This is a genomic window from Mesorhizobium sp. CA4 (assembly GCF_020165075.1).
Taxonomy (GTDB): Bacteria; Pseudomonadota; Alphaproteobacteria; order Rhizobiales; family Rhizobiaceae; genus Mesorhizobium.
Map to the genome: position 1 here is coordinate 156550 of NZ_JAIUHK010000001.1, position 20848 is coordinate 177397.

The 20848-nt window shown below is 63.7% G+C and carries 18 protein-coding genes; 10 read left to right on the forward strand and 8 right to left on the reverse strand.

The window, feature by feature from the left end; genetic code table 11:
* Nucleotides 1-73: 73 nt before the first annotated feature.
* The 3 genes from LB528_RS00770 to glmS all read left to right on the forward strand — a co-directional run bounded on the left by LB528_RS00770 (nucleotide 74) and on the right by glmS (nucleotide 4520).
* Nucleotides 74-820 (forward strand): cytochrome c biogenesis CcdA family protein, encoded by a 747-nt coding sequence (locus tag LB528_RS00770; protein ID WP_224713499.1) that lies wholly within the window; start codon nucleotides 74-76, stop codon nucleotides 818-820.
* 148 nt (nucleotides 821-968) lie between these two features.
* Nucleotides 969-2339: a bifunctional UDP-N-acetylglucosamine diphosphorylase/glucosamine-1-phosphate N-acetyltransferase GlmU gene (gene glmU, locus LB528_RS00775; RefSeq protein ID WP_224713500.1), complete on the forward strand. Its 1371-nt coding sequence runs from the start codon at nucleotides 969-971 to the stop codon at nucleotides 2337-2339.
* 357 nt (nucleotides 2340-2696) lie between these two features.
* On the forward strand, nucleotides 2697-4520 hold the full coding sequence (gene glmS / locus LB528_RS00780; protein ID WP_224512263.1) for a glutamine--fructose-6-phosphate transaminase (isomerizing): 1824 nt from the start codon (nucleotides 2697-2699) through the stop codon (nucleotides 4518-4520).
* A 92-nt stretch (nucleotides 4521-4612) separates the two neighbouring features.
* Here the strand turns inward: glmS and LB528_RS00785 are convergent, their stop codons facing one another.
* The gene (locus LB528_RS00785) at nucleotides 4613-4900 is read right to left on the reverse strand and encodes a GIY-YIG nuclease family protein (protein ID WP_224713501.1); all 288 of its coding nucleotides are present in this window, start codon (nucleotides 4898-4900) and stop codon (nucleotides 4613-4615) included.
* A 276-nt stretch (nucleotides 4901-5176) separates the two neighbouring features.
* On the opposite strand from LB528_RS00785, the gene LB528_RS00790 reads away from it, so the two are divergent.
* The gene (locus LB528_RS00790) at nucleotides 5177-5932 is read left to right on the forward strand and encodes a DUF502 domain-containing protein (protein ID WP_224713502.1); all 756 of its coding nucleotides are present in this window, start codon (nucleotides 5177-5179) and stop codon (nucleotides 5930-5932) included.
* Here LB528_RS00790 and recG read toward each other — a convergent pair.
* Nucleotides 5884-7992: an ATP-dependent DNA helicase RecG gene (gene recG, locus LB528_RS00795; protein WP_224713503.1), complete on the reverse strand. Its 2109-nt coding sequence runs from the start codon at nucleotides 7990-7992 to the stop codon at nucleotides 5884-5886. The two genes, LB528_RS00790 and recG, sit on opposite strands and share 49 nt — an antisense overlap.
* A gap of 93 nt (nucleotides 7993-8085) precedes the next feature.
* Between recG and LB528_RS00800 the strand changes: the two genes are divergently transcribed.
* From LB528_RS00800 to LB528_RS00810, 3 genes are all read left to right on the forward strand, one after another.
* The gene (locus LB528_RS00800) at nucleotides 8086-8373 is read left to right on the forward strand and encodes a succinate dehydrogenase assembly factor 2 (RefSeq protein ID WP_224512258.1); all 288 of its coding nucleotides are present in this window, start codon (nucleotides 8086-8088) and stop codon (nucleotides 8371-8373) included.
* Between the two features lie 13 nt (nucleotides 8374-8386).
* Nucleotides 8387-11884, forward strand: coding sequence for a transcription-repair coupling factor (gene mfd, locus LB528_RS00805; protein ID WP_224713504.1), 3498 nt, complete (start codon nucleotides 8387-8389; stop codon nucleotides 11882-11884).
* A 212-nt stretch (nucleotides 11885-12096) separates the two neighbouring features.
* A complete protein-coding gene (locus LB528_RS00810) occupies nucleotides 12097-13470 on the forward strand; it encodes a class II 3-deoxy-7-phosphoheptulonate synthase (RefSeq protein WP_224713505.1) in 1374 nt (457 codons plus the stop codon).
* A gap of 74 nt (nucleotides 13471-13544) precedes the next feature.
* On the opposite strand, the gene LB528_RS00815 is transcribed toward LB528_RS00810, so the two are convergent.
* Nucleotides 13545-15125, reverse strand: a complete 1581-nt coding sequence (locus tag LB528_RS00815) for an ArnT family glycosyltransferase (RefSeq protein ID WP_224512252.1) — start codon at nucleotides 15123-15125, stop codon at nucleotides 13545-13547.
* A gap of 244 nt (nucleotides 15126-15369) precedes the next feature.
* Between LB528_RS00815 and LB528_RS00820 the strand changes: the two genes are divergently transcribed.
* The gene (locus tag LB528_RS00820; RefSeq protein ID WP_224512249.1) at nucleotides 15370-16074 is read left to right on the forward strand and encodes a hypothetical protein; all 705 of its coding nucleotides are present in this window, start codon (nucleotides 15370-15372) and stop codon (nucleotides 16072-16074) included.
* Nucleotides 16075-16224: 150 nt separating this feature from the next.
* On the opposite strand, the gene LB528_RS00825 is transcribed toward LB528_RS00820, so the two are convergent.
* The 3 genes from LB528_RS00825 to LB528_RS00835 form a co-directional block, all read right to left on the reverse strand.
* Nucleotides 16225-16992, reverse strand: coding sequence for an RES family NAD+ phosphorylase (locus LB528_RS00825; protein ID WP_224713506.1), 768 nt, complete (start codon nucleotides 16990-16992; stop codon nucleotides 16225-16227).
* Entirely contained in the window at nucleotides 16952-17326 is a 375-nt protein-coding gene (locus LB528_RS00830; protein WP_224713507.1) for an MbcA/ParS/Xre antitoxin family protein, read from the reverse strand. The genes LB528_RS00825 and LB528_RS00830 overlap by 41 nt, the downstream gene beginning before the upstream one ends.
* A 61-nt stretch (nucleotides 17327-17387) precedes the next feature.
* Nucleotides 17388-18458: a GGDEF domain-containing protein gene (locus LB528_RS00835; protein WP_224713508.1), complete on the reverse strand. Its 1071-nt coding sequence runs from the start codon at nucleotides 18456-18458 to the stop codon at nucleotides 17388-17390.
* Between the two features lie 318 nt (nucleotides 18459-18776).
* Here LB528_RS00835 and LB528_RS00840 point away from each other — a divergent pair, with 318 nt between their 5' ends.
* Both LB528_RS00840 and LB528_RS00845 read left to right on the forward strand, forming a co-directional pair.
* Nucleotides 18777-19196 carry a GFA family protein gene (locus tag LB528_RS00840; RefSeq protein ID WP_224713509.1) on the forward strand — a complete coding sequence of 140 codons (420 nt, stop codon included), beginning with the start codon at nucleotides 18777-18779 and terminating at the stop codon, nucleotides 19194-19196.
* A gap of 77 nt (nucleotides 19197-19273) precedes the next feature.
* Nucleotides 19274-19633 carry a diacylglycerol kinase gene (locus LB528_RS00845; RefSeq protein ID WP_224512244.1) on the forward strand — a complete coding sequence of 120 codons (360 nt, stop codon included), beginning with the start codon at nucleotides 19274-19276 and terminating at the stop codon, nucleotides 19631-19633.
* A gap of 13 nt (nucleotides 19634-19646) precedes the next feature.
* Here the strand turns inward: LB528_RS00845 and LB528_RS00850 are convergent, their stop codons facing one another.
* Together LB528_RS00850 and LB528_RS00855 are read right to left on the reverse strand one after the other, a co-directional pair.
* A complete protein-coding gene (locus LB528_RS00850) occupies nucleotides 19647-20246 on the reverse strand; it encodes a DedA family protein (protein WP_224713510.1) in 600 nt (199 codons plus the stop codon).
* A complete protein-coding gene (locus tag LB528_RS00855) occupies nucleotides 20243-20806 on the reverse strand; it encodes a DUF1003 domain-containing protein (RefSeq protein ID WP_224713511.1) in 564 nt (187 codons plus the stop codon). Before LB528_RS00855 ends, LB528_RS00850 begins: the two co-directional genes overlap by 4 nt.
* Nucleotides 20807-20848: the final 42 nt, after the last annotated feature.

Here is a 20848-nt window from a genome sequence, read left to right on the forward strand (position 1 = left end):
TGCCACACAATGGTGATTGGCAGGGGCGTGCCCGCATCGCTATATCGACGCCAGCACAATCGGGACTCATTGGATGGTATTGGACATCGGCTATGTCAGCGCGGTCGGGGCAGGGGCGATCTCGTTCCTGTCGCCTTGCGTGCTGCCGCTGGTGCCGCCCTATCTCTGCTACATGGCCGGCGTTTCGGTTGAGGATTTCCGCGGCAATCAGAGTGTCACGGCGAAGGAAGGCGCGCGCGGCGCGCTGCTTTATGCGTCTTTGGCCTTCGTGCTCGGCTTTTCCACCGTGTTCGTGGCGCTCGGCGCCGGCGCCTCGACCATCGGGCGGCTGCTGCGCGTCTGGCAGGAACCGCTGGCGATGGCGGCGGGCGTGCTGATCATCATCATGGGCCTGAACTTCCTTGGCATCCTGCGCATTCCGCTTCTGTCGCGCGAGGCGCGCTTCCAATCGCAGGGCAAGCCGGCGAGCATGATCGCGGCCTATGTGATGGGGCTGGCCTTCGCTTTCGGCTGGACGCCCTGCATCGGCCCGGTGCTTGGGCCGATCCTGACTTTGGCCGGCGGGCGCGAGACCGTGGGCGAAGGCGCGCTTCTGCTTGCCGCCTATTCGCTCGGCCTCGGCATCCCGTTCCTGATCGCGGCGCTGTTTTCCGGCGCCTTCATGCGCTTCCTCGGCAAATTCCGCGTCCATCTCGGCCGCGTCGAGAAGGCGATCGGCGCGCTTCTGGTCGTCGCCGGCGTGTTTTTCCTCACCGGCGGCGTGCAGAGCGCGTCCTACTGGCTGCTGGAGAATTTTCCGGTGCTTGGGCGGCTGGGATAATCTTCGTTGCGCGCAGCATCGAACTGTGGACGTGCTGATTAAAAGTCAGTTGCTCCAGCATCTCACCGGAATTTAACCGCATTGGTGCAGCATGGCCTGCGCTGTTAACATGCGTTGATTCAAACCTTTTTCATATGGTTGCCCATCCATGAGCCAGAGATCCTGCCTGTCTGTCATCCTCGCCGCCGGCGAAGGCACGCGCATGAAAAGCGCGATGCCCAAGGTGCTGCATGCCATTGCCGGCCTGCCGATGATGGCTCACGTCGTGAAAGCCGCTGAGGCTGCCGGCGCGACCGGCGTGGCGCTGGTGATCGGCCACGGCGCAGACGAGATGCGCAAGGCGGTGCAGAAATTCGCGCCGAAGGCGGAGACTTTCGTGCAGGAGAAGCGGCTCGGCACCGCGCATGCGGTCCTTGCCGCGCGTGAGGCGATATCAAAGGGTTATGACGATATTCTCGTGATGTTCGGCGACACGCCGCTGATCGATGCGCAGGCGCTGGCCGCAGCGCGGCAGAAGCTGGCGGAGGGTGCCGCCGTCGCGGTCATCGGCTTCCGTCCGCCAAGCCCGGCCGGCTACGGCCGGTTGATCGAAAAGGCCGGTCATCTCATCGCCATCCGCGAGGAGAAAGACTGCTCCGACGAGGAGAAGAAGATCGGCTTCTGCAATGCCGGCATGATGGCGGTGACGGGCAAGCATGCGTTGCGGCTGCTCGACAAGGTCGGCAACAAGAACGCCAAGGGCGAATTCTACCTCACCGACGTCGTCGAGATCGCCGGCGCGGAAGGTCTCGACGTAGTGGCGACGGAAGCGAGTTTCGAAAGCGCGCTCGGCATCAACAACCGGGCCGAGCTCGCCGAGGCGGAAGCGATCTGGCAGGCGCGCCGCCGGCGCGAGGCGATGCTGTCCGGAGTTACCCTGATCGCGCCCGAAACCGTCTATTTCTCGCACGATACCGAAATCGGCACTGACACGATCGTCGAGCCGAATGTCTGGTTCGGGCCGGGCGTCAAGATCGCGTCGGGCGCCAAGATCCATGCTTTCAGCCATATCGAGGGCGCAACGATCGCCTCAAATTGCGATGTCGGGCCGTTCGCCCGGCTGCGGCCGGGCGCGGATCTTCGAAACAAGGCAAAGGTCGGCAATTTCTGCGAGGTCAAGCAGGCCACGATCGAAGAGGGCGCCAAGGTCAACCATCTGACCTACATCGGCGATGCACGCGTGGGTGCCGCGGCCAATATCGGCGCCGGCACCATCACCTGCAATTATGACGGCTACTCGAAATTCTTCACCGATATCGGCGAGGGCGCCTTTGTCGGCTCGAATTCCTCGCTGGTGGCGCCGGTCTCGATCGGCAAGGGCGGGTACATCGCTTCCGGCAGCGTGATCACCGAAAGCGTGCCCGACGATGCGCTGGCCTTCGGCCGCGCCCGCCAGAAGACGATTCCCGGCAAGGGCAAGGAGTTGCGCGAGCGCCTCGCTTCGGCCGCCGCGGCGCGGAAGAAGGCTGCGGCGGAATAGCGAGCAGGGACTGAGGATCAGGAAGAACAGCGGCAGCGCGGATAGCGTCTCAAGGCCGCCTTGCGCGATCCAGCATGGATCGTCATTTGGAGGATGACGCACCGCCGCGGCAAATGATACTCGCCACCGCAGCAGCACCTTACAGCGGAGACGAACGGCAATGCGCGTGCACGCTTCGGCGCTGAAGCGGCCGAAAAACCGAGCAATTGCGGTAACTGGATCGCAATGGCCCTCTGCCATGGTGGTCTTCGAACAGGGTTCCGGTTGACACGGAACGAAACGCAAAGTGACTTTCGCCACGGCCCGGCGGTCCATAGATAACGCTGGGTTTTTTGCTGGGAATCGGGGTCAAGCGCCATGTGCGGTATCGTTGGAATCGTGGGCCGAGAGCAGGTCGCGCCGCTCATCGTCGACGCGCTGAAGCGCCTTGAATATCGCGGCTATGACTCGGCCGGCGTCGCCACCATCGAGAGGGGCGAGCTCGGCCGCCGCCGCGCCGAAGGCAAGCTGATCAATCTCGAGCGCCGGCTGAAGGACGAGCCGCTCGACGGCACGATCGGCATCGGCCACACGCGCTGGGCGACGCATGGCGTGCCCAACGAGACCAACGCGCACCCGCATTTTTCCAAGGGCGTCGCCATCGTCCACAACGGCATCATCGAGAATTTCGCCGAATTGCGCGACGAGCTCACCCGCGACGGCTACTCCTTCTCTTCGCAAACCGACACGGAGGTCGTCGCGCATCTGGTGGCGCGCGAACTCGCCAGGGGGCTGAGGCCGGTGGAAGCCGCGCATGCGGCGCTGAGGCGCCTCTCGGGCGCCTTCGCGCTGGCGATCATGTTCACGGGTGACGAGGACCTGATCGTCGGCGCCCGAAACGGCCCGCCTCTGGCAGTCGGCCATGGCGAAGGCGAGATGTTTTTGGGCTCCGATGCCATCGCGCTGGCGCCTTTCACCAATGCGGTCACCTATCTGGAAGACGGCGACTGGGCGGAAGTGCGCCGCAACGGCGTCACCATCTATGACATCGACGGCAACAAAGTCGACCGCAAGCGGCAGCAGTCGCTGTCGACCAGCTTCATGGTCGACAAGGGCAATCGCCGCCATTTCATGGAAAAGGAAATCCACGAGCAGCCGGAGGTGATCTCGCACACGCTGGCGAATTACGTGGATTTCGTTTCCGGCAAGTCGAAGCCGCTCGACCTGCCCTTCGATTTCGCCAAGATCGGCCGGCTGGCGCTCTCGGCCTGCGGCACCGCTTATCTCGCCGGGCTGATCTCGAAATACTGGTTCGAGCGCTATGCGCGATTGCCGGTCGATATCGATGTCGCCTCCGAGTTCCGCTACCGCGAGATGCCGCTTTCGGCCAATGATGCGGCCTTCTTCATCTCGCAGTCGGGCGAGACCGCCGATACGCTGGCCTCGCTGCGCTATTGCCGCAAGGCCGGCATGAAGATCGGTGCTGTCGTCAATGTGCGCGAATCGACCATGGCGCGCGAATCCGACGTCGTGCTGCCGACGCTTGCAGGGCCGGAGATCGGCGTTGCCTCGACCAAAGCTTTCACCTGCCAGCTATCCGTCTTGGCTGCGCTCGCGGTCCGCGCGGGCGTGGCGCGCGGCACGATCTCGCCCGATCAGGAAAAGCAGCTGGTGCGCGAGCTTTCCGAAGCGCCGCGCTACGCCACCCAGGTGCTGAAGCTCGACGAGCAGATCGAGCGCATCTCGCGCGAGCTCTCGCGCTACAAGGACGTCCTCTATCTCGGCCGCGACACCAATTTTCCTCTGGCCATGGAAGGCGCGCTGAAGCTCAAGGAAATTTCCTACATCCACGCCGAAGGCTATGCCGGCGGCGAGCTCAAGCACGGGCCGATCGCGCTGATCGACGAGAACATGCCGGTGATCGTGATTGCGCCGCATGACCGCATCTTCGAAAAGACCGTCTCGAACATGCAGGAAGTGGCGGCGCGCGGCGGCAAGATCATCCTGATCACCGACAAAAAGGGCGCGGCGCAGGCCGGCATCAAGACGATGGAGACGATCATCCTGCCCGAGGTGCCGGAGATCATCTCGCCGATCATCTATGCGCTGCCGATCCAGATGCTGGCCTATTTCACCGCCGTTTTCATGGGCACCGACGTCGACCAGCCGCGCAATCTGGCGAAGTCGGTGACAGTGGAGTAGGCGCGGGTGTGCTGCCGCCCCGTTTCGTTCGTCATCCACGGGCGGAGCAGGAGCGAAGCTCCTGCGCAGACCCGAGGATCCATTCCGTGGCGTTACCACCCGATACCGCGGAACAGCTCGAACCACTGGGGATTGGCTTTTTCGATCAGTTCGATCTTCCATTGGCGCGGCCAGCGTTTCAGCGATTTTTCGCGCTGGATGGCATCGCGGATGTCGAAATATTCCTCGTACCAGACCAGACGCTGCACGCCGTAGCGCCCCGTAAAGCGCGAGCCTTCGCCGGACCTGTGCTCCGGCATCCGACGGGCAAGATCGTTCGTGACACCAGTGTAGATGGTGCCGCGCTTCTTGCTTGCTGTCATATAGATATAGCCCGTCATGCGTGAACGATAACGGATTGATGGTAGGGGACTATTCTGACGGGTGGCATTTTTTGGCCGGCGTCACGGAATGGATCCTCGGGTCTGCGCGTCCGCTTCGCTCCCGCTCCGCCCGTGGATGACGAGGGAGGGGTGTTGCGGCCAATCGCGAACGGAGCAGCTTCCATTTGGAATGCTGAAAGCCGGTTGATGGAGGGCACCCTTAAAAACTTCGCAGTTCCAAACCGGCTCGCGGTTCACTAATCTTAGCGTTGCAACCTGCGCCGCGGTGAACTCATGTCCGACGCCCTGAAGACCTCTGGCATGACCCGCCTAAGGAACTATTTCCTGACCGGCTTCGTCGTCTGCGCGCCGCTGGCGATCACGGTCTATATCGCCTGGTCGCTGATCGGCTGGGTCGATTCCTGGGTGAAGCCTTACATCCCCGCCCGCTACAATCCCGACAGCTATCTGCCATTCCCGGTTCCGGGCTTCGGGCTGATCGTGGCGCTGGTGCTGATCACGCTGATCGGTTTCCTGACGGCGAACATCGTCGGCCGCGCCATCGTCAATTTCGGCGAGCGGCTGCTTGGCCGGATGCCGCTGGTGCGCGGCATCTATGGCTCGCTGAAGCAGATTTTCGAGACGGTGCTGTCGAACAAGGGTGACATGTTCCGCCAGGTCGGCCTGGTGGAATATCCGCGCAAAGGCGTCTGGTCGCTGGTCTTCGTCGCCAATGACAAGGAAACGGAGATCAACCAGAAGCTCGACCAGGAAGGCGATCCGCTGATCGCGGTCTTCATGCCCTGCACGCCCAACCCGACCACCGGCTTCCTGATGTATGTGCATAAATCCGAGATCGTGCCGCTCGACATGTCGATCGAGGACGGCGCCAAGCTGATCGTTTCTGCTGGCATGGTGGCGCCGGAGGTCAAGGCCAAGCTGGTGACGCTGAATGGCGAGACCGTCGAAGGCGGCCTCGCCAACCCGGCGATCGGCGCCGCTCAGCCGGCGCGCAGCAGCCGCACTGCCTCGTCGCGGCCGAACAGGTAAAGCAGCAGCCGCAGCGCCTCGCCGCGTTCGGATTGCAATTCCGGGTCGCGCGACAGGATCAGCCGTGCGTCGTCCCGCGCAGCTTCGAGCAGATCGGCATGGAACCCGAGGCGCGCCACCTGAAAGCCTGGCGTGCCGGACTGGCGGGTGCCCAGCAACTCGCCTTCGCCGCGCAGCTTCAGGTCCTCCTCGGCGATGCGGAAGCCATCCTCGGTCTCGCGCATCACCGAAAGCCGGCGCTTTGCCGTCTCGCCGAGCGGCTCCTTGTAGAGCAGGACGCAGGATGACGGCTTGTCACCGCGCCCGACCCGGCCGCGCAACTGGTGCAACTGGGCAAGGCCGAAGCGTTCGGCATGCTCGATGACCATGATCGTGGCATCGGGCACGTCGACGCCGACCTCGATGACGGTGGTGGCGATGAGGATGCGGGTTTCGCTCTGCTTGAAGGCGCGCATCGCCTCGTCTTTTTCCGCACCCTTCATGCGGCCGTGCACGAGCCCGATCCGATCGCCGAAGAGCGGTTTCAGCGAAGCGAAACGGTCCTCCGCCGACATCAGCTTGATCTCTTCCGATTCCTCGACCAGCGGGCAGATCCAGTAGATTTTTTGGCCATCGGCGACGGCATCGAGCATGCGTCCGACCAACTCATCCAGCCGTTCCATCGGCAAGGTGACGGTGCGGATCGGCTGCCGGCCGGCCGGCTTTTCGGTGAGCTTCGAGACGTCCATGTCGCCAAAGGCGGTCAGCACCAGCGTGCGCGGGATAGGCGTGGCCGTCATCACCAGCATGTCCGGCGCGTCGCCCTTGGCGGTGATGGCCAGGCGCTGGTGGACGCCGAAGCGGTGCTGCTCGTCGACGACGGCCAGCACCAGGTCGTGAAACGTCACGCTTTCCTGGAACAGGGCATGGGTGCCGACGACGATGTCGATCGCGCCGCCGGCAAGACCTGCAAGCGTCTCCGTGCGTTCGCGGCCCTTCTCACGCCCGGTCAGGATGGCAAGGCGCAGGCCGACCTTTTCCGCCAGCGGCGCGATCGTCGCCAGATGCTGGCGCGCCAGGATTTCGGTCGGCGCCATCAGCGCTGCCTGGCCGCCGGCCTCGACCGCGCGAGCCATGGCGAGCAGCGCCACCACGGTCTTGCCGGAACCGACGTCGCCTTGCAGCAGGCGCAGCATGCGTTCGGGATCGGCGAGATCGGCGTTGATCTCGCCAAGCGCGAATTCCTGGCTTGGCGTGAGCTTGTAGGGCAGGGCGGCGCGCAATTTCTCGACGATGCGACCATCGCCGGTAAGCGGCCGGCCAGAGAGGCGGCGAATTCTCGCCCGCACCAGCGCCAGCGAAACCTGCCCGGCCAGCAATTCGTCATAGGCGAGACGGCGCCAGGCCGAGCCTTCGACGGCAACGTCGATCGGGTCCTTCGGATAATGGATGCGGGCGAGCGCGTCGCCGAAGGCCGGGAAGGTGTGGCGGCGCATAAAGGCGTCGTCCTGCCACTCCGGCAGTTCCGGCAGGCGGCCAAGTGCCTGGCCTATGGCGCGGCGCAGCACCTTGGCCGAGAGGCCGGCGGTCAGCGGATAAACCGGCTCGACCAGCGGCAACCCCTCGGCCTCGTCGATCGGCGCGATATGGTCGGGATGGACCATGGTCGGGCGGCCGTTGAACCACTCCATGCGACCCGAGATCACCACACGCTCGCCTTCGGGAAGCATCTTCTGCAGATAGGCGGCATGAGCATGGAAGAAGGTCAGCGCGACCTCACCGGTATCGTCATGGGCGTAGACCCGGTAAGGCACCGACCTGTTGCCGCGGGGCGGCGGCTGGTGGCGGTCGACCCGCACTTCGAGCGTGACGATCTGGCTTTCGGCCGACAGCGCGATGCCGGGCCGGTTGCGGCGGTCGATCACGGTGTTGGGCAGCACGAACAAAAGGTCGGCCGCGCGCGCGGCGCGATCGCCGAGATCGGCCGGCACCACGCGCTCGATCAGCAAACCGACTTTCGGGCCGACGCCGGCAAGCGAGGTGATCGGGACGAACAGAGGATCGAGGATGGTGGGACGCATCGTGTCAGCTTATGTCGCGACGAGGGCAGCGCAAAGGCTGACACCGCTCTCTATCCACGCTATATGCGCCGCTTTGGACAGGGATGCGGCGAGATGACCGGAACACAGCGATCAAGCGAGGGGCTGGACGCTCGCCGCCGCAAGCTCCTGTTCCGCTCCTGGCACCGCGGCATGCGCGAGATGGACCTGATCCTGGGCTCCTTCGCCGATGCCGAGATCGGCGTCTTGACGGCCGATGAAATCGACCAATATGAGAGACTTCTCGAAATTCCCGACACCGAATTTTTCCCGATGGTCACCGGCGAGCGCCCGGTTCCGCCCGATATCGATTGCGCGGTGCTGCAAAAGATCCTGGCGTCGCGCCGGACCATGACATTTTGAAAAACGCCAATCCATGAGCCTTATCCCTACAATCGGCCTGCCCAAGGGCCGCGCCGGCCAGTTCATCGTCGACGGCGTCGCCGACGGCTACGAAGCCTTCGCCCTGGTGCAGACGGCGCAGGAGATCGCGCCCGACAAGCCGGTGCTGTTCGTCGCCCGCGACGGCCAGCGGCTGCCGGCGATCATCGAGGCGCTCGCCTTTGCCGCGCCCGGCCTGCCGGTGCTGGAACTGCCGGCATGGGACTGCCTGCCTTACGATCGCGTGTCGCCCGGCGCCGATGCCGCGGCGCGGCGGCTCGATGCGCTTTCGGCCATGATCGCGCTGGCCAAGAAGCCACATCGCGCCGTCATCCTCACCACCGCCAATGCGTTGCTGCAGCGCATTCCGCCGGCCGAATTGATCGAAGCGCAGACGTTCCATGCCAGGCCCGGCAACCAGATCGATATGAACGCGCTCATCGCGCGGCTGGAGATCTCCGGTTTCGAGCGCGTGCCGACCGTGCGCGGCCTCGGCGAATTCGCGGTGCGCGGCGGCATCCTCGACCTCTTTGCCCCCGGCTGGAGCGAGGCGCTCAGGCTCGACTTCTTCGGCGACACGCTGGAATCGATCCGCGTCTTCGACGTGGCGACCCAGCGCACCACCGGGCAGCGCAAGTCGATGTCGCTGCAAGCGATGAGCGAGGTGGCGCTGACGCCGGAGACGATCAGCCGCTTCCGCCGCTCTTACATCGAAGCCTTTGGCGCGCCCTCGCGCGACGACGCGCTCTATGCGGCGGTCAGCGAAGGCCGCCGTTTCGCCGGTATGGAGCACTGGCTGCCCTTCTTCTACGAGCGGCTGGAAACGGTGTTCGACTATCTGCCGGACGCGCCTGTGGTATTCGACCATCTGGCGCATGAGGCGCTGGCCGAGCGGCACACGCTGATCCTCGACCATTACGAGGCGCGGCGGAAGCAGGCCGACAGCGCGCTCAAGGATGCCGTGCCTTACAAACCGGTGGCGCCGGATCTTCTGTATCTCTCGCCGGACAATCTCAAGGCGTCGCTCGGTCCGCGCGAGGACATCGATTTCACCGTCTTTGACGCGCCGGATGTCGGAGGCAAGAAGGTCTTCCATGGCGGCTCGCGGCAGGGCCGCAGTTTCGCGGAGGAACGTGCCGACCCGAACATCAATGTCTTCGACGTCGTCGTAAAACACATTGCCGACGAGCGCGCGGCGCGTCGCCGCGTCGTCGTCGCCGGCTGGACTGAAGGCTCGCTCGACCGGCTCGGGCAAATTCTCGCGGAGCACCATCTAAGTAATCTGGAACCCGTCGCGACGCTTGCCGAGGTCGAAAAGCTGGAGCCGGGGCAGGCAGGCCTCGCCGTGCTGCCGCTCGAATCCGGCTTCGAGACCGACGATCTGGTCGTCGTCGCCGAGCAGGACATCCTCGGCGACAGGCTCATTCGGCGTTCCAAGCGCAAGAAAAAGGCCTCCGATTTCATTGCCGAAGCGACGTCGCTGTCGGCAGGCGACATCGTCGTCCATGCCGACCATGGCATCGGCCGCTTCGTCGGGCTGCGCACCATCGAGGCCGTCGGCGCGCCGCATGACTGCCTGGAGATCCACTATGCGGGCGATGACCGGCTCTTCCTGCCGGTGGAAAACATTGAGCTCCTTTCGCGCTATGGCTCGGATTCGGCTGAGGCGCCGCTCGACAAGCTGGGCGGCGGCGCCTGGCAGGCGCGCAAGGCAAGGCTGAAGAAGCGCCTGCTCGACATGGCCGGGCAGCTGATCCGCATCGCCGCCGAGCGTCAGATGCGCGCCGCACCTGCCCTGATCCCGGCCGAGGGGCTCTATGGCGAGTTCGCTGCGCGCTTCCCCTATGAGGAAACCGACGATCAGCAGACGGCGATCGACGCGGTCATGGACGATCTCGGCGCCGGCAAGCCGATGGACCGGCTGGTCTGCGGCGATGTCGGCTTCGGCAAGACGGAAGTGGCGCTGCGCGCCGCCTTCATCGCGGCCATGGAAGGGTTCCAGGTGGCGGTCGTCGTGCCGACGACCTTGCTGTCGCGCCAGCATTTCAAGACCTTCTCGCAGCGCTTCTCAGGCCTGCCGATCCGCATAGCGCAGGCCTCGCGCCTGGTCGGCTCCAAGGAACTGGCCGAAACCAAGAAGGGGATCGCCGAGGGCACGGTCGACATCGTCGTCGGTACGCATGCGCTGCTCGGCAGCTCGATCTCGTTCAAGAATCTCGGGCTTTTGATCATCGACGAGGAGCAGCATTTCGGCGTCAAGCACAAGGAGCGGCTGAAGGAGCTCAAGAACGACGTGCATGTGCTCACGCTGTCGGCGACGCCTATCCCGCGTACGCTACAATTGGCGCTGACCGGCGTGCGCGAGCTGTCGCTCATCGCGACGCCGCCCGTCGACCGCATGGCGGTGCGCACCTTCATCTCGCCCTTCGATCCGCTGGTCATCCGCGAGACGCTGCTGCGCGAGCGCTATCGCGGCGGCCATTCTTTCTATGTCGTGCCGCGTATCAGCGATCTGGCCGAAATCCATGATTTCCTAAAGGAATCCGTGCCGGAATTGAAGGTTGCGGTCGCCCACGGCCAGATGCCGCCGGGCGAGCTCGACGACATCATGAACGCCTTCTACGACGGCCAGTACGACGTGCTCCTGTCGACGACCATCGTCGAATCCGGCCTCGACATCCCGACCGCCAACACGCTGATCGTCCATCGCGCCGACATGTTCGGCCTAGCGCAGCTCTACCAGCTGCGCGGCCGCGTCGGCCGTTCCAAGGTGCGTGCCTACGCGCTGTTCACGCTGCCGGCGAGCCGCAAGCTGACCGACACGGCCGAGCGCCGGCTGAAGGTGCTGCAGTCGCTCGACACGCTCGGCGCCGGTTTCCAGCTCGCCAGCCACGACCTCGACATACGCGGCGCGGGCAATCTGCTTGGTGAAGAGCAGTCGGGGCATATCAAGGAGGTCGGTTTCGAGCTTTACCAGCAGATGCTCGAGGAGGCGGTGGCCGAGGTGAAGGACACCGGCGAAGTGCAGGACGGCGGCTGGTCGCCGCAGATCGCGGTCGGCACCGCCGTGATGATCCCGGAAAGCTACGTGCCGGACCTGCAGCTCAGGATGGCCCTCTACCGTCGCCTCGGCGACCTCGAAACCACCGAGGAGATCGACGGCTTCGGCGCCGAGCTGATCGACCGCTTCGGGCCACTGCCGGAAGAGGTGACGCATCTGTTGAAGATCGTCTTCATCAAGGCGCTCTGCCGCAAGGCCAATGTCGAGAAGCTCGATGCCGGCCCGAAGGGCGTCGTGATCCATTTCCGCAAGCGCGAGTTCCCCAATCCGGTCGGGCTGGTCAAATTCATCGGCGAGCAGGGCTCGCAGGCCAAGATCAGGGCCGACCACAGCGTAGTCTTCATCCGCGATTGGCCGAACGCGGAGAAGCGGCTCGCCGGTTCGGCTGTTGTCATGACCCAATTGGCAAGATTGGTCGACAACGCCGCTTAACGACGTCCGCATTGGCAAGCCGAGCAGCTCGACGCATTCGCCACCACTGAAAAACGCGGCTAGAATAGGTAATCGGCTTCGTGTAAGGAGCCGCGACCTCGTATCGAGGCTGGAAGGGCGGGCAAGCACGCTCGCCGGTTTGTTTGACGCAATTCCGGACGGAAATTTCACATTTTTCCTGGGGTTGCTCCGAAAGGGCGTTGGGTGCAGCGATGACGAAATGGTCGCCGAATTCATGGAGAGCAAAGCCGATCAAGCAGGTCCCGGCCTACCCGGACCTTGGCGCTTTGCAAGCCACGGAAGCGCGGCTTGCGACCTATCCGCCGCTGGTCTTTGCCGGCGAGGCGCGCAAGCTGAAGAAGCAGCTGGCGGCGGTCGCCGCCGGCGAAGCCTTCCTGCTCCAGGGCGGTGACTGCGCCGAGAGCTTTGCCGAGCATGGCGCCGACAACATCCGCGACTTCTTCCGCGTCTTCCTGCAGATGTCGGTGGTGCTCACCTTCGCCGGCGCGCAGCCGGTGGTGAAGGTTGGCCGCGTCGCCGGCCAGTTCGCCAAGCCGCGCTCGTCCGACAACGAGACCAAGGCCGGCGTGACGCTGCCGAGCTACCGCGGCGACATCATCAACGGCATCGAATTCGATGCCTCCTCGCGCATTCCGGATCCGGCACGCCAGGAGATGGCGTATCGCCAGTCCGCCGCGACGCTCAACCTTCTGCGCGCCTTCGCGCAGGGCGGCTATGCCAGCCTTGAGAACGTGCATCGCTGGATGCTGGGCTTCGTCGCCGACAGCCCGCAGGGAGAAAAATACGAATCGCTCGCCAACCGCATCACCGAGACGATGGATTTCATGCGCGCGGTGGGCATCACGTCCGAAACCAACTTCGCGTTGCGCGAGACCGATTTCTACACCAGCCATGAGGCGCTGCTGCTTGGCTATGAGGAAGCGCTGACACGCGTCGATTCGACCTCCGGCGACTGGTACGCAACCTCCGGCCATATGATCTGGATCGGCGACCGCACCCGCCAGCCGGACCATGCGCATATCGAATATTGCCGCGGCATCAAAAATCCGCTCGGCCTGAAATGCGGTCCGTCGCTGACGCCGGATGGATTGTTGGAACTCATCGACCTGCTCAATCCCGAGAACGAGCCCGGCCGGCTGACGCTGATCGCGCGCTTCGGCTCCGACAAGCTCGCCGAGCACCTGCCGAAGCTGGTGCGAGCTGTGAAGAAGGAAGGCCGCAACGTCGTGTGGTCGTCCGACCCGATGCACGGCAACACGATCGAGGCGGCAGGCTACAAGACGCGGCCGTTCGACCGCATCCTCAAGGAAGTGCAGACCTTTTTCGAGGTGCACCGCGCCGAGGGCACGCATCCGGGCGGCATCCATGTGGAGATGACCGGCAAGAACGTGACCGAATGCACGGGCGGCGCCCGCGCCATCACGGCGGAGGACCTACAGGACCGCTACCATACCCATTGCGATCCGCGCCTCAATGCCGACCAGGCGATCGAACTCGCCTTCCTGGTGTCGGACCTGCTCAAGAAGAGCCACCCGGTGCAGCACAAGCAGGCCGCCAACGCCTGAACAGAGGCTTGACGCCTATCATTGGAGGCGCTGGCCGCGACGCCAGCGCCTTTTGACGTCGGGGCTGATAAACTTCAATCCGGATCGGGCGGTCCGGGCGGGTCGCCCGGGAAATTGGTTCTGCCGGGCGGAATGACGGCAAAGCTGATCTGCAAGGGCGGTGCTTTGAGCGACCAGTCGAACGGCACCGTCTTGACCGGCAGGCCGGCGATCCACGCCTGCTGTTGCGGGGAAAGCCTCCAATGGGTCGGCCACACCAGCAGCATACCCTGATCCCGCAGGCGCTGGTCCGTGATCCAGGGGGCAAGGCGCCTGTCGAGAGCCGTGAAGATAGAGGGCTGGTCCGCAGCTTCCAGCCCGGCAAGCTGGGCCACGCCGTCCTCGCCACCGACGATGCCCAATGGTCCTGGCACCGTCTCATGCCAGATCGCCTCGGCCGTCTGCGAGATCGATCGTGCCGGCCAGCACATCGGCTGCAGGCGACCGAGGACGTTGCAACCCGTCCAGCGGGTCACCGCATAGGCGCTCGATACGCCGACCACGCATAGCAAGGCCAGCACCATCAGCCGGCGCAATTCCACAGATCCCAGTCGCTGGCCTAGAAGCGCGATCGCCAGGGCACCGACGAGATTGTACATCGTCGCGCCCCAGGACTCGCCCGTGCCGGTAAACAGCGAGGCGACCATGATCAGGAGCGCCGGCCCCACGCCCATCCATGCCAGGTAGACAATCGCGCGCCGCTCGGGGACGGGGTGGGCCGGTAAGGGGTCCCGTGCGGGGGCGGCCTGCCGTCGCAGCAGGCCGGAAAGAGCAAGAACGACGGGAAGAGCGGCAAGCCCGGCAAGCTGAACGCCGATATAGTAAAGCCGGGCGCGGTTGGCGAGCACCCAGGCGTTGCGATGCGCGGCATAGGTCAACGGCAGGAAATCGAGGCGAACAAGCTCAACTGCCAGCGGCGCCGCGACGCCGAGAAAAACCGCGAGGCCGAGCCATGGCCATGGGGTGGCAAGGCGGCTTCTGGCACGGGTGTCGTATAAGATCCAGATGCCGCCGAAGGCGAGCAGCAAAGCCGTCGAGAACTTGGCATAGAGCCCCAGGCCGGAAACGAGGCCGAGGGCGAGCCACCAGCCTGGCCGTCCATCGCGCGCCGAGCGCCACAGCAGCCATGAGATTGCCGCCCAGAAAGGCATCTGTGCGTAATCATGGTTGAACTGCGGGGTGGGCCAGCCGAAGAAGTAGATCGAGGGCATCAACAGCACGGCGGCGAGCGCGCGGGTCGAGCCCATGATGTCGCGCGCAAGCAGATAGACCAGGACGAAAGTCGTCGAGACCATCAATTGCGACAGCAGGTATTGCGGCCAGCGGAACGAGCCGGTCAGGAGATGGCTGATCTCGAGCAGCCAGCACGGGAGCTGCGGGTGCTTATAGGTCAACAGCACCCATTCGCGGCCCCACATGAACCCCTCGACGACGTCGCGAGGCGGCCCGACATTGACGATCGCCGGCATGACGGTCCAGCAAGCGATCTGCGTCAGGCACAAAAGCGCCAGCAATCGCCATGGGTGCCGGACCAAGCCGTTCCAGATCGAAGGCAGATTGCCTTCCGCGGCGATTGCCGACGGCCAAAGATGAACGGATTCCGTGGTTCTCGACATGCGGGCCTAAAATCATACCGGTGGATTGCTGAACAGTGCGATAGCAAAAGCTTACGAAAATGTATTCTTCCGCAACATTGTAAAACCAAGATTGCGATGGAACCCACCGCCGGCGCTTCGGGCAGGACCCGCCGGCTGATGGTTGCCTGAGCCGGCCCGCTGTTCGGAGCGCCGCGGTTCCAGAGTGCATGGTGCCGTCCGAAAACCGCTTTCGGCATCATGCTCCAGCCATTCAGGTGCCTCCATGCGTCACCAGCACGCCGTCATCCATCACCGTGGGCTAGACTTCTGGTCGGCGCGCGCGGCGGTTCTCGTCATCATCTGCCTGCAGCTTCTGGTCATCAACAACCTGTCCTTCGGCCCGCGCTGGCTGGCCCCGACGGTCGAGGCGGCGCTGCTGGCGCCCCTGTCGATCGCGACGGCATGGACGCAGATGCAGACGCGCAAAGCGGTCGACCATGAGCATTGGTACGCGATCGGCCGATTGCGACTCTATATCCGCCGCACGGCATTGGTTATGACCGGCGTCATCAGCATCATGAATTGCGGATCGCTGGTCTTCCTGGTGCGGGCGCTGCTGGAAGGACGCGCCGGCGCGGGCACGACGCTACTCGTCGACGCGCTCAATATCTGGGTCACCAATGTGATCGTCTTTGCGCTCTGGTTCTGGAGCACCGACCGCGGCGGTCCGCCGACCTGCGGCCTTGTCAAGCGCGCGCATGCTGATTTCCTGTTCCCGCAAATGACGTTGCCCGATCGCGAGATCCAGGGCTGGTTGCCGGGCTTCGTCGACTATGTCTTCCTCGCCTTCACCAACGCCACGGCGTTCTCGCCGACCGACACTCTGCCGCTCACGCAACGCGCCAAGCTCCTGATGATGGCCGAAGCGATGATCTCGCTCCTGACGATCGCGCTGGTGGCGGCGCGGGCCGTCAACATCCTGGCCTAAAACTGTATCGATACTCAGGTGAGGTCGGCCTGCGAATGGCGGGCTCCTGCGCTTCCGGTGCTCACGTAATTGAGGCACGCTCCGCTCCGGTTCTCGGAGGCCACCATTCTCGGCTCGTCCTGACCTGAATCTCGATACAGCTTTGCGAGTTCAGGAGCCGCGCTCCCAGCGCATTCCGGCAAGTCTTGGGTCCGCAAAGGCAGCGCGTGAGAATTCCAGCCTCTTCTCCGGGAATTCGCAGATCGCCTGCAGGCCGAAAGAGCCGATCCGGATGCGCCAGGTCTGCGGCTCCAGCGGCCTGGCCTCGGCAAAGCCCTTGCAGGTCAACAGCGCGATATTGGCGCCCTTGGGATCGCGCACCGAGCGATAGCGGATCGCCTGCAGTTCGGCTTCGCGCGCGACATCGGCGACCGCCTGGCAGGCGGTGTAGTCGGTGGGCTGCGTCCAGGCCTTTTCGTCGCGATCGAGCGGCGGCCGTGTCAGGTCGATCGCGCGGCCGCATTTTATCGCAGCGGCGAAGGCAGTGTATTCCGCGGCGTCGTTCGGCCATGGCGTCGCCGGCGACTCCGCAAAGAACAACAGGCGGTAGAAAGCCATTTCCGCCACCGCCGTCAGCACCGTCTCGGCGGCATAATAGACGCCTTTGGTCTTGCCGGCGCGGCGAAAGCGCGAGCCGTATGGATAGACGGAGCCATAGCGAAAAGGCGTCGACAACAGGTAATGGAGGTGGCGGCACTCCAGCGGGATATGCGGCTTGGTGTCTTCGATGAGGTCTTCCAGCAGCGACTGCTCATCGAGCGTGTCGATGAGCTTGAGGGTCGAGACGCGGTGCTGCGCCTCGACCATGCGCCAGTACTTGCCTTCGAGCCTGACGGCCTCAGACGAGAGCGCGCCGGGAGTCCAGGTAGGCAATGACATCGACAAGTCCGGCAATCGTCAGGATTTTTTCGAGCGGTGTGCCGTCGAGCGTGGTGTTGGGGCTCTTCAGCCAGGCCTGGGCAACGGTCTCGTCGCCGCCGACGATGGCGTCGAGCGAGCGGAACAGGCGGACGAACAGCACCGCCAGCTCGAACGGCTTGGTGCCCCGTTCAAGCAGGAATTCCTGCCGGCGCATGCGCGAGACCGTTGCTTCCGACACACCGATGACCAAAGCGAGCGTCCTGGCGGTGATGTCGAGCAGATCGGCCGCGCGCAGCGTGGCCTTGGTGACAACGGCGTTTTCGGCCGCCGCGGCCGCGACTGGACGTTGCATAAGCACCCTTTCATTTCTGTGGAAAATATAGTCCACAAAAATTCTCCTGGAAAGGGCAGTGTCAGTCTTTCTTGTAAAGCAGCCAGCCTTTGCCGGCCCGGCCGGCCATGGCCGAATGCTTTGTCACACGGTTGCGACCGCCGACCTTGGAGCGATAAAGCGCCCGGTCCGCCTTCGCATAGAGATCTTCGGGATTTTCCGCCTCCGAGGCCATGCAGATGCCCAGCGACACAGTAACGGTGCCGTAGTTCATGCCGGTCTGGCTGCTGGTGAACGGGGTCTGCTCGATCAGGGCGCGGATGCGCTCGGCGATCTCACATGTGGCTTCCTCGCTGGCGCCCTCGACGATAAACGCGAACTCCTCGCCACCGGTGCGCGCGACGAACGTGTCGGAACGGACGCCGGATTGGAAGATCTCGGCGATGATCTGCAGGAACCTGTCGCCGACCGGATGGCCGTAGCGGTCGTTTATGTCCTTGAAATGATCGATATCGGCAAGGATCAAAGCGCTGAACAGGATGCCGCGATTGCTGTTGTAGATCCGGGTGATCTCCTTGTCGAAGGCGCGGCGGTTCCACAGCTGCGTGAGCGGGTCGGTATCGGCAAGCCGCTTGTATTCCTCGAGCTTCGACTTGACGCTTTCAAGCTCGGCCGTCTTTTCGCTGAGCGTGCTGGCGATCTGGCGGCCATGGTCGATCGTCGAGCTGGTGGCGGCAGACATCGCGCCGGCGATCTTCTGGAGGATTTCCTGCGAAAGCAGGCTGCGGTTGCTGAGGCCGGTCGAGGTCTCATCGAGAATTCGGCCATACTTTTCGATATGCGAACGCTCGCTGCGCAACAGCGCAGCGATGTCCTCGAGCTCGTTGGCGACCATCTCGCGGGCATGCTCGACGATGGCCGGACCATGATGCTGGGGAAAGAAGGCGCGCCCGATGCCGTCAAGGTCCTCCTGGGTCGGGCGATTGCTCAACGAGACAACGGCAAGGCTGAGCTCGTGATTGCTGCCGGTGAGTGCCTCGTAGAAGATTTCGTAGTTGCGCGGCAGTCCGAGCACGCCGAGCTGACGCATCGTCCCCACGACGGTGCCGGCGATGTCGGTGTTCCTGTCAGTCGGAATGGCTGCCGGCTGCATATCGTGTTCACTGCCCCTTCAGTGCGACCGCAGACCTGCCTCCGCCGGGAGTCGCTCGCGGGGATTTGAATCGGAACCATAAATGCGATGGCGCGTCCCCAACACGACTTTCGCTTGCAGGAATCATAGATGCAGTTGCGCTAAAGTTTCCTTAACAGCCTGCATTTCCTCGATGTCTTTGCTATCACAACGTGTAATCTCATGCGGAGCAGCTTTCGAAAGGCGTCGCTTCGGTGTCGCATTTGCCTGCGACCGGCCGCCTTAAACCTGGAATCCTCTCGGCAGTGGATCGGGCGGACGATGTCGAAGGAGGCCGGGATGGACGAAAATCACAGTGGATCATGCCTGTGCGGGGCGGTGCGCTTCAGGACGAGGGGCCCGTTGCGAGGAGTGATCTATTGTCACTGTACGCAGTGCCGGAAGCAGAGCGGGCATTTCTTCGCCGCGACCAATGTTCCAGATGCCAATATCGCGATCACCGGCGCGGAAAACCTCACCTGGTACGAAGCCTCCACCTTTGCCAAGCGCGGCTTTTGCAAGATCTGTGGATCGGCGCTGTTCTGGAAGCCGAGGGAGGATGCATATGTGTCGGTTCTGGCCGGGTCTTTCGACGAACCGACGAGCCTGCGGGGCGAGTGCCACATCTTCGTCGGCGACAAAGGCGATTATTATTCGATCGAAGACGGGTTACCTCAGTTCGAGAGGTCGACGCCGTCGATAAAGGTGGCGGACGAATGATTTTGGTTCGGCTGCCTTATTCCCTTGATCCGGCCGTTGCGATATCCCCCTGACGGTTACTCGAAACGGGGCTGGGCATGCAGCGGCTGATCGACGCTTTCATCAATTCGGTACGGGCCTTCCGCAAGCTTGCCGCACACGAGAAGGCATTCCAGCAGGAGCTGATGCTGCTTGCGCTCGCCCTGCCGGCCGGCTGGTTCATCTCGGTCTCGTGGCGCGGCTACGCCCTGCTGATCGGCGCTGTGCTGCTCCTGATCATGGTCGAAGTGCTCAACACTGGCATTGAGGCGGCCTGCGACGCGATCTCGCGGGAATTCCACATCGATATCCAGCTCGCCAAGGATTGCGGGTCGCTGGCGGTGCTGATTTCCATCGTGATCGCCGGCGGCGTCTGGGGCGTCGCCTTGATCGAGCGCCTTACCGGTGCGCCGATCTGATCCTTGCGATTGATCACGATCCCGCCTGGTCTTCCCTGGCGCGTTCACGCTTTGCGAAGTGATGGCCTACCAACCAGGCTACCGCGGCGACAACGACGCCGACGCCAAGGGCGATGAGCAGGCGCTCATGGCGTGCAAACGCCTGGCCCACCATTTCCTCCGCGCCCAGGCCGAAGACAAAGCCAATGCCGCTGAACAGGGCCGCCCAGACCGCGGACGAGATGGCATTCAGGATGACGAAACGCGGCACGGACACGGTCGACAGGCCGGCGGCGACGCCGCCGACCAGGCGCATGCCGTAGATATAGCGGTTGGTCAGCACGAAAATGTTGGGATGGGTGTTGAGCAGGCGGTAGGCGCGGCTGAAACCCGGACGCCTGCGCAATAGTCTCACATAGCGATGTTCGGCGAAGCTGCGCCCCATGGTGAAGAAGAAGGTGTCGCCGGCGAAGGCGCCGAGAAATGCGACGAGGAAAGTCTGCCACAGCACGAAAACATGCTGATGGGCAAAGAAGCCGCCAAGGATTGCCGCGCTTTCGCCTTCGGCGACGCAACCCAGGAAGACCGCGATCAGCCCGTATTGCCCGATGAGATGATGGATGGTTTCGCTCATTCCGTTACGGACCGCGCCGACAGTTTCTCGTCGATGCGCCTGATCTGCTCGGCCATGCGCAGGATCTCGTCCCGCATGCCGATGATCTCGCTGTGGCGCAACTCGTCGAGCTTTTCATGCAGGGCCATGATCTCAATCTCGGCCTTCAGATTGACCTCGTAGTCGTGGGCCGCGTCGATGCGGTCGCGCTCGGTCTGACGGTTCTGCGACATCATGATCACCGGCGCCTGTATCGCCGCGAGCATCGACAGCACCAGGTTGAGGAAGATGAAGGGGTAGGGGTCGAAAGCGTCGCGCGTGAGCAGCCAGGCATTGCCGACGGTCCAAACAACGAGAAAGGCAAGGAAGCCGAGTATGAAGGACCAGGAGCCGCCGATCCTGGCGATAGTATCGGCGACGCGGTCGCCATACGTCGCGTGGAAGGCGACGGCCTTGTTGGTGTCGCGGGTGATGGTGGTGCGCTCAAGCGTCGACTGGAGGACGCGGCTCTCGAGCGGACCGAAACCGTCCGGCTTCCGCTTGAGCAAACGGTTCGCCATGTCCTCGACGATCTTGTTCATCTGTCCTCTCCTTCGCCCCGGCATCGATAGACGTAGAGGCTG

Coding starts and splice junctions, on each gene's coding strand:
- LB528_RS00790 (WP_224713502.1), top strand. CDS start 5,177: ATGTCCGACGCCCTGAAGACCTCTGGCATGACCCGCCTAAGGAACTAT.
- LB528_RS00845 (WP_224512244.1), top strand. CDS start 19,274: ATGCAGCGGCTGATCGACGCTTTCATCAATTCGGTACGGGCCTTCCGC.
- LB528_RS00835 (WP_224713508.1), bottom strand. CDS start 18,458: ATGCAGCCGGCAGCCATTCCGACTGACAGGAACACCGACATCGCCGGC.
- LB528_RS00800 (WP_224512258.1), top strand. CDS start 8,086: ATGACCGGAACACAGCGATCAAGCGAGGGGCTGGACGCTCGCCGCCGC.
- LB528_RS00840 (WP_224713509.1), top strand. CDS start 18,777: ATGGACGAAAATCACAGTGGATCATGCCTGTGCGGGGCGGTGCGCTTC.
- recG (WP_224713503.1), bottom strand. CDS start 7,992: ATGCGTCCCACCATCCTCGATCCTCTGTTCGTCCCGATCACCTCGCTT.
- LB528_RS00825 (WP_224713506.1), bottom strand. CDS start 16,992: ATGTCATTGCCTACCTGGACTCCCGGCGCGCTCTCGTCTGAGGCCGTC.
- LB528_RS00810 (WP_224713505.1), top strand. CDS start 12,097: ATGACGAAATGGTCGCCGAATTCATGGAGAGCAAAGCCGATCAAGCAG.
- LB528_RS00770 (WP_224713499.1), top strand. CDS start 74: ATGGTATTGGACATCGGCTATGTCAGCGCGGTCGGGGCAGGGGCGATC.
- LB528_RS00785 (WP_224713501.1), bottom strand. CDS start 4,900: ATGACGGGCTATATCTATATGACAGCAAGCAAGAAGCGCGGCACCATC.
- LB528_RS00815 (WP_224512252.1), bottom strand. CDS start 15,125: ATGTCGAGAACCACGGAATCCGTTCATCTTTGGCCGTCGGCAATCGCC.
- LB528_RS00830 (WP_224713507.1), bottom strand. CDS start 17,326: ATGCAACGTCCAGTCGCGGCCGCGGCGGCCGAAAACGCCGTTGTCACC.
- LB528_RS00820 (WP_224512249.1), top strand. CDS start 15,370: ATGCGTCACCAGCACGCCGTCATCCATCACCGTGGGCTAGACTTCTGG.
- LB528_RS00855 (WP_224713511.1), bottom strand. CDS start 20,806: ATGAACAAGATCGTCGAGGACATGGCGAACCGTTTGCTCAAGCGGAAG.
- mfd (WP_224713504.1), top strand. CDS start 8,387: ATGAGCCTTATCCCTACAATCGGCCTGCCCAAGGGCCGCGCCGGCCAG.
- LB528_RS00850 (WP_224713510.1), bottom strand. CDS start 20,246: ATGAGCGAAACCATCCATCATCTCATCGGGCAATACGGGCTGATCGCG.
- glmU (WP_224713500.1), top strand. CDS start 969: ATGAGCCAGAGATCCTGCCTGTCTGTCATCCTCGCCGCCGGCGAAGGC.
- glmS (WP_224512263.1), top strand. CDS start 2,697: ATGTGCGGTATCGTTGGAATCGTGGGCCGAGAGCAGGTCGCGCCGCTC.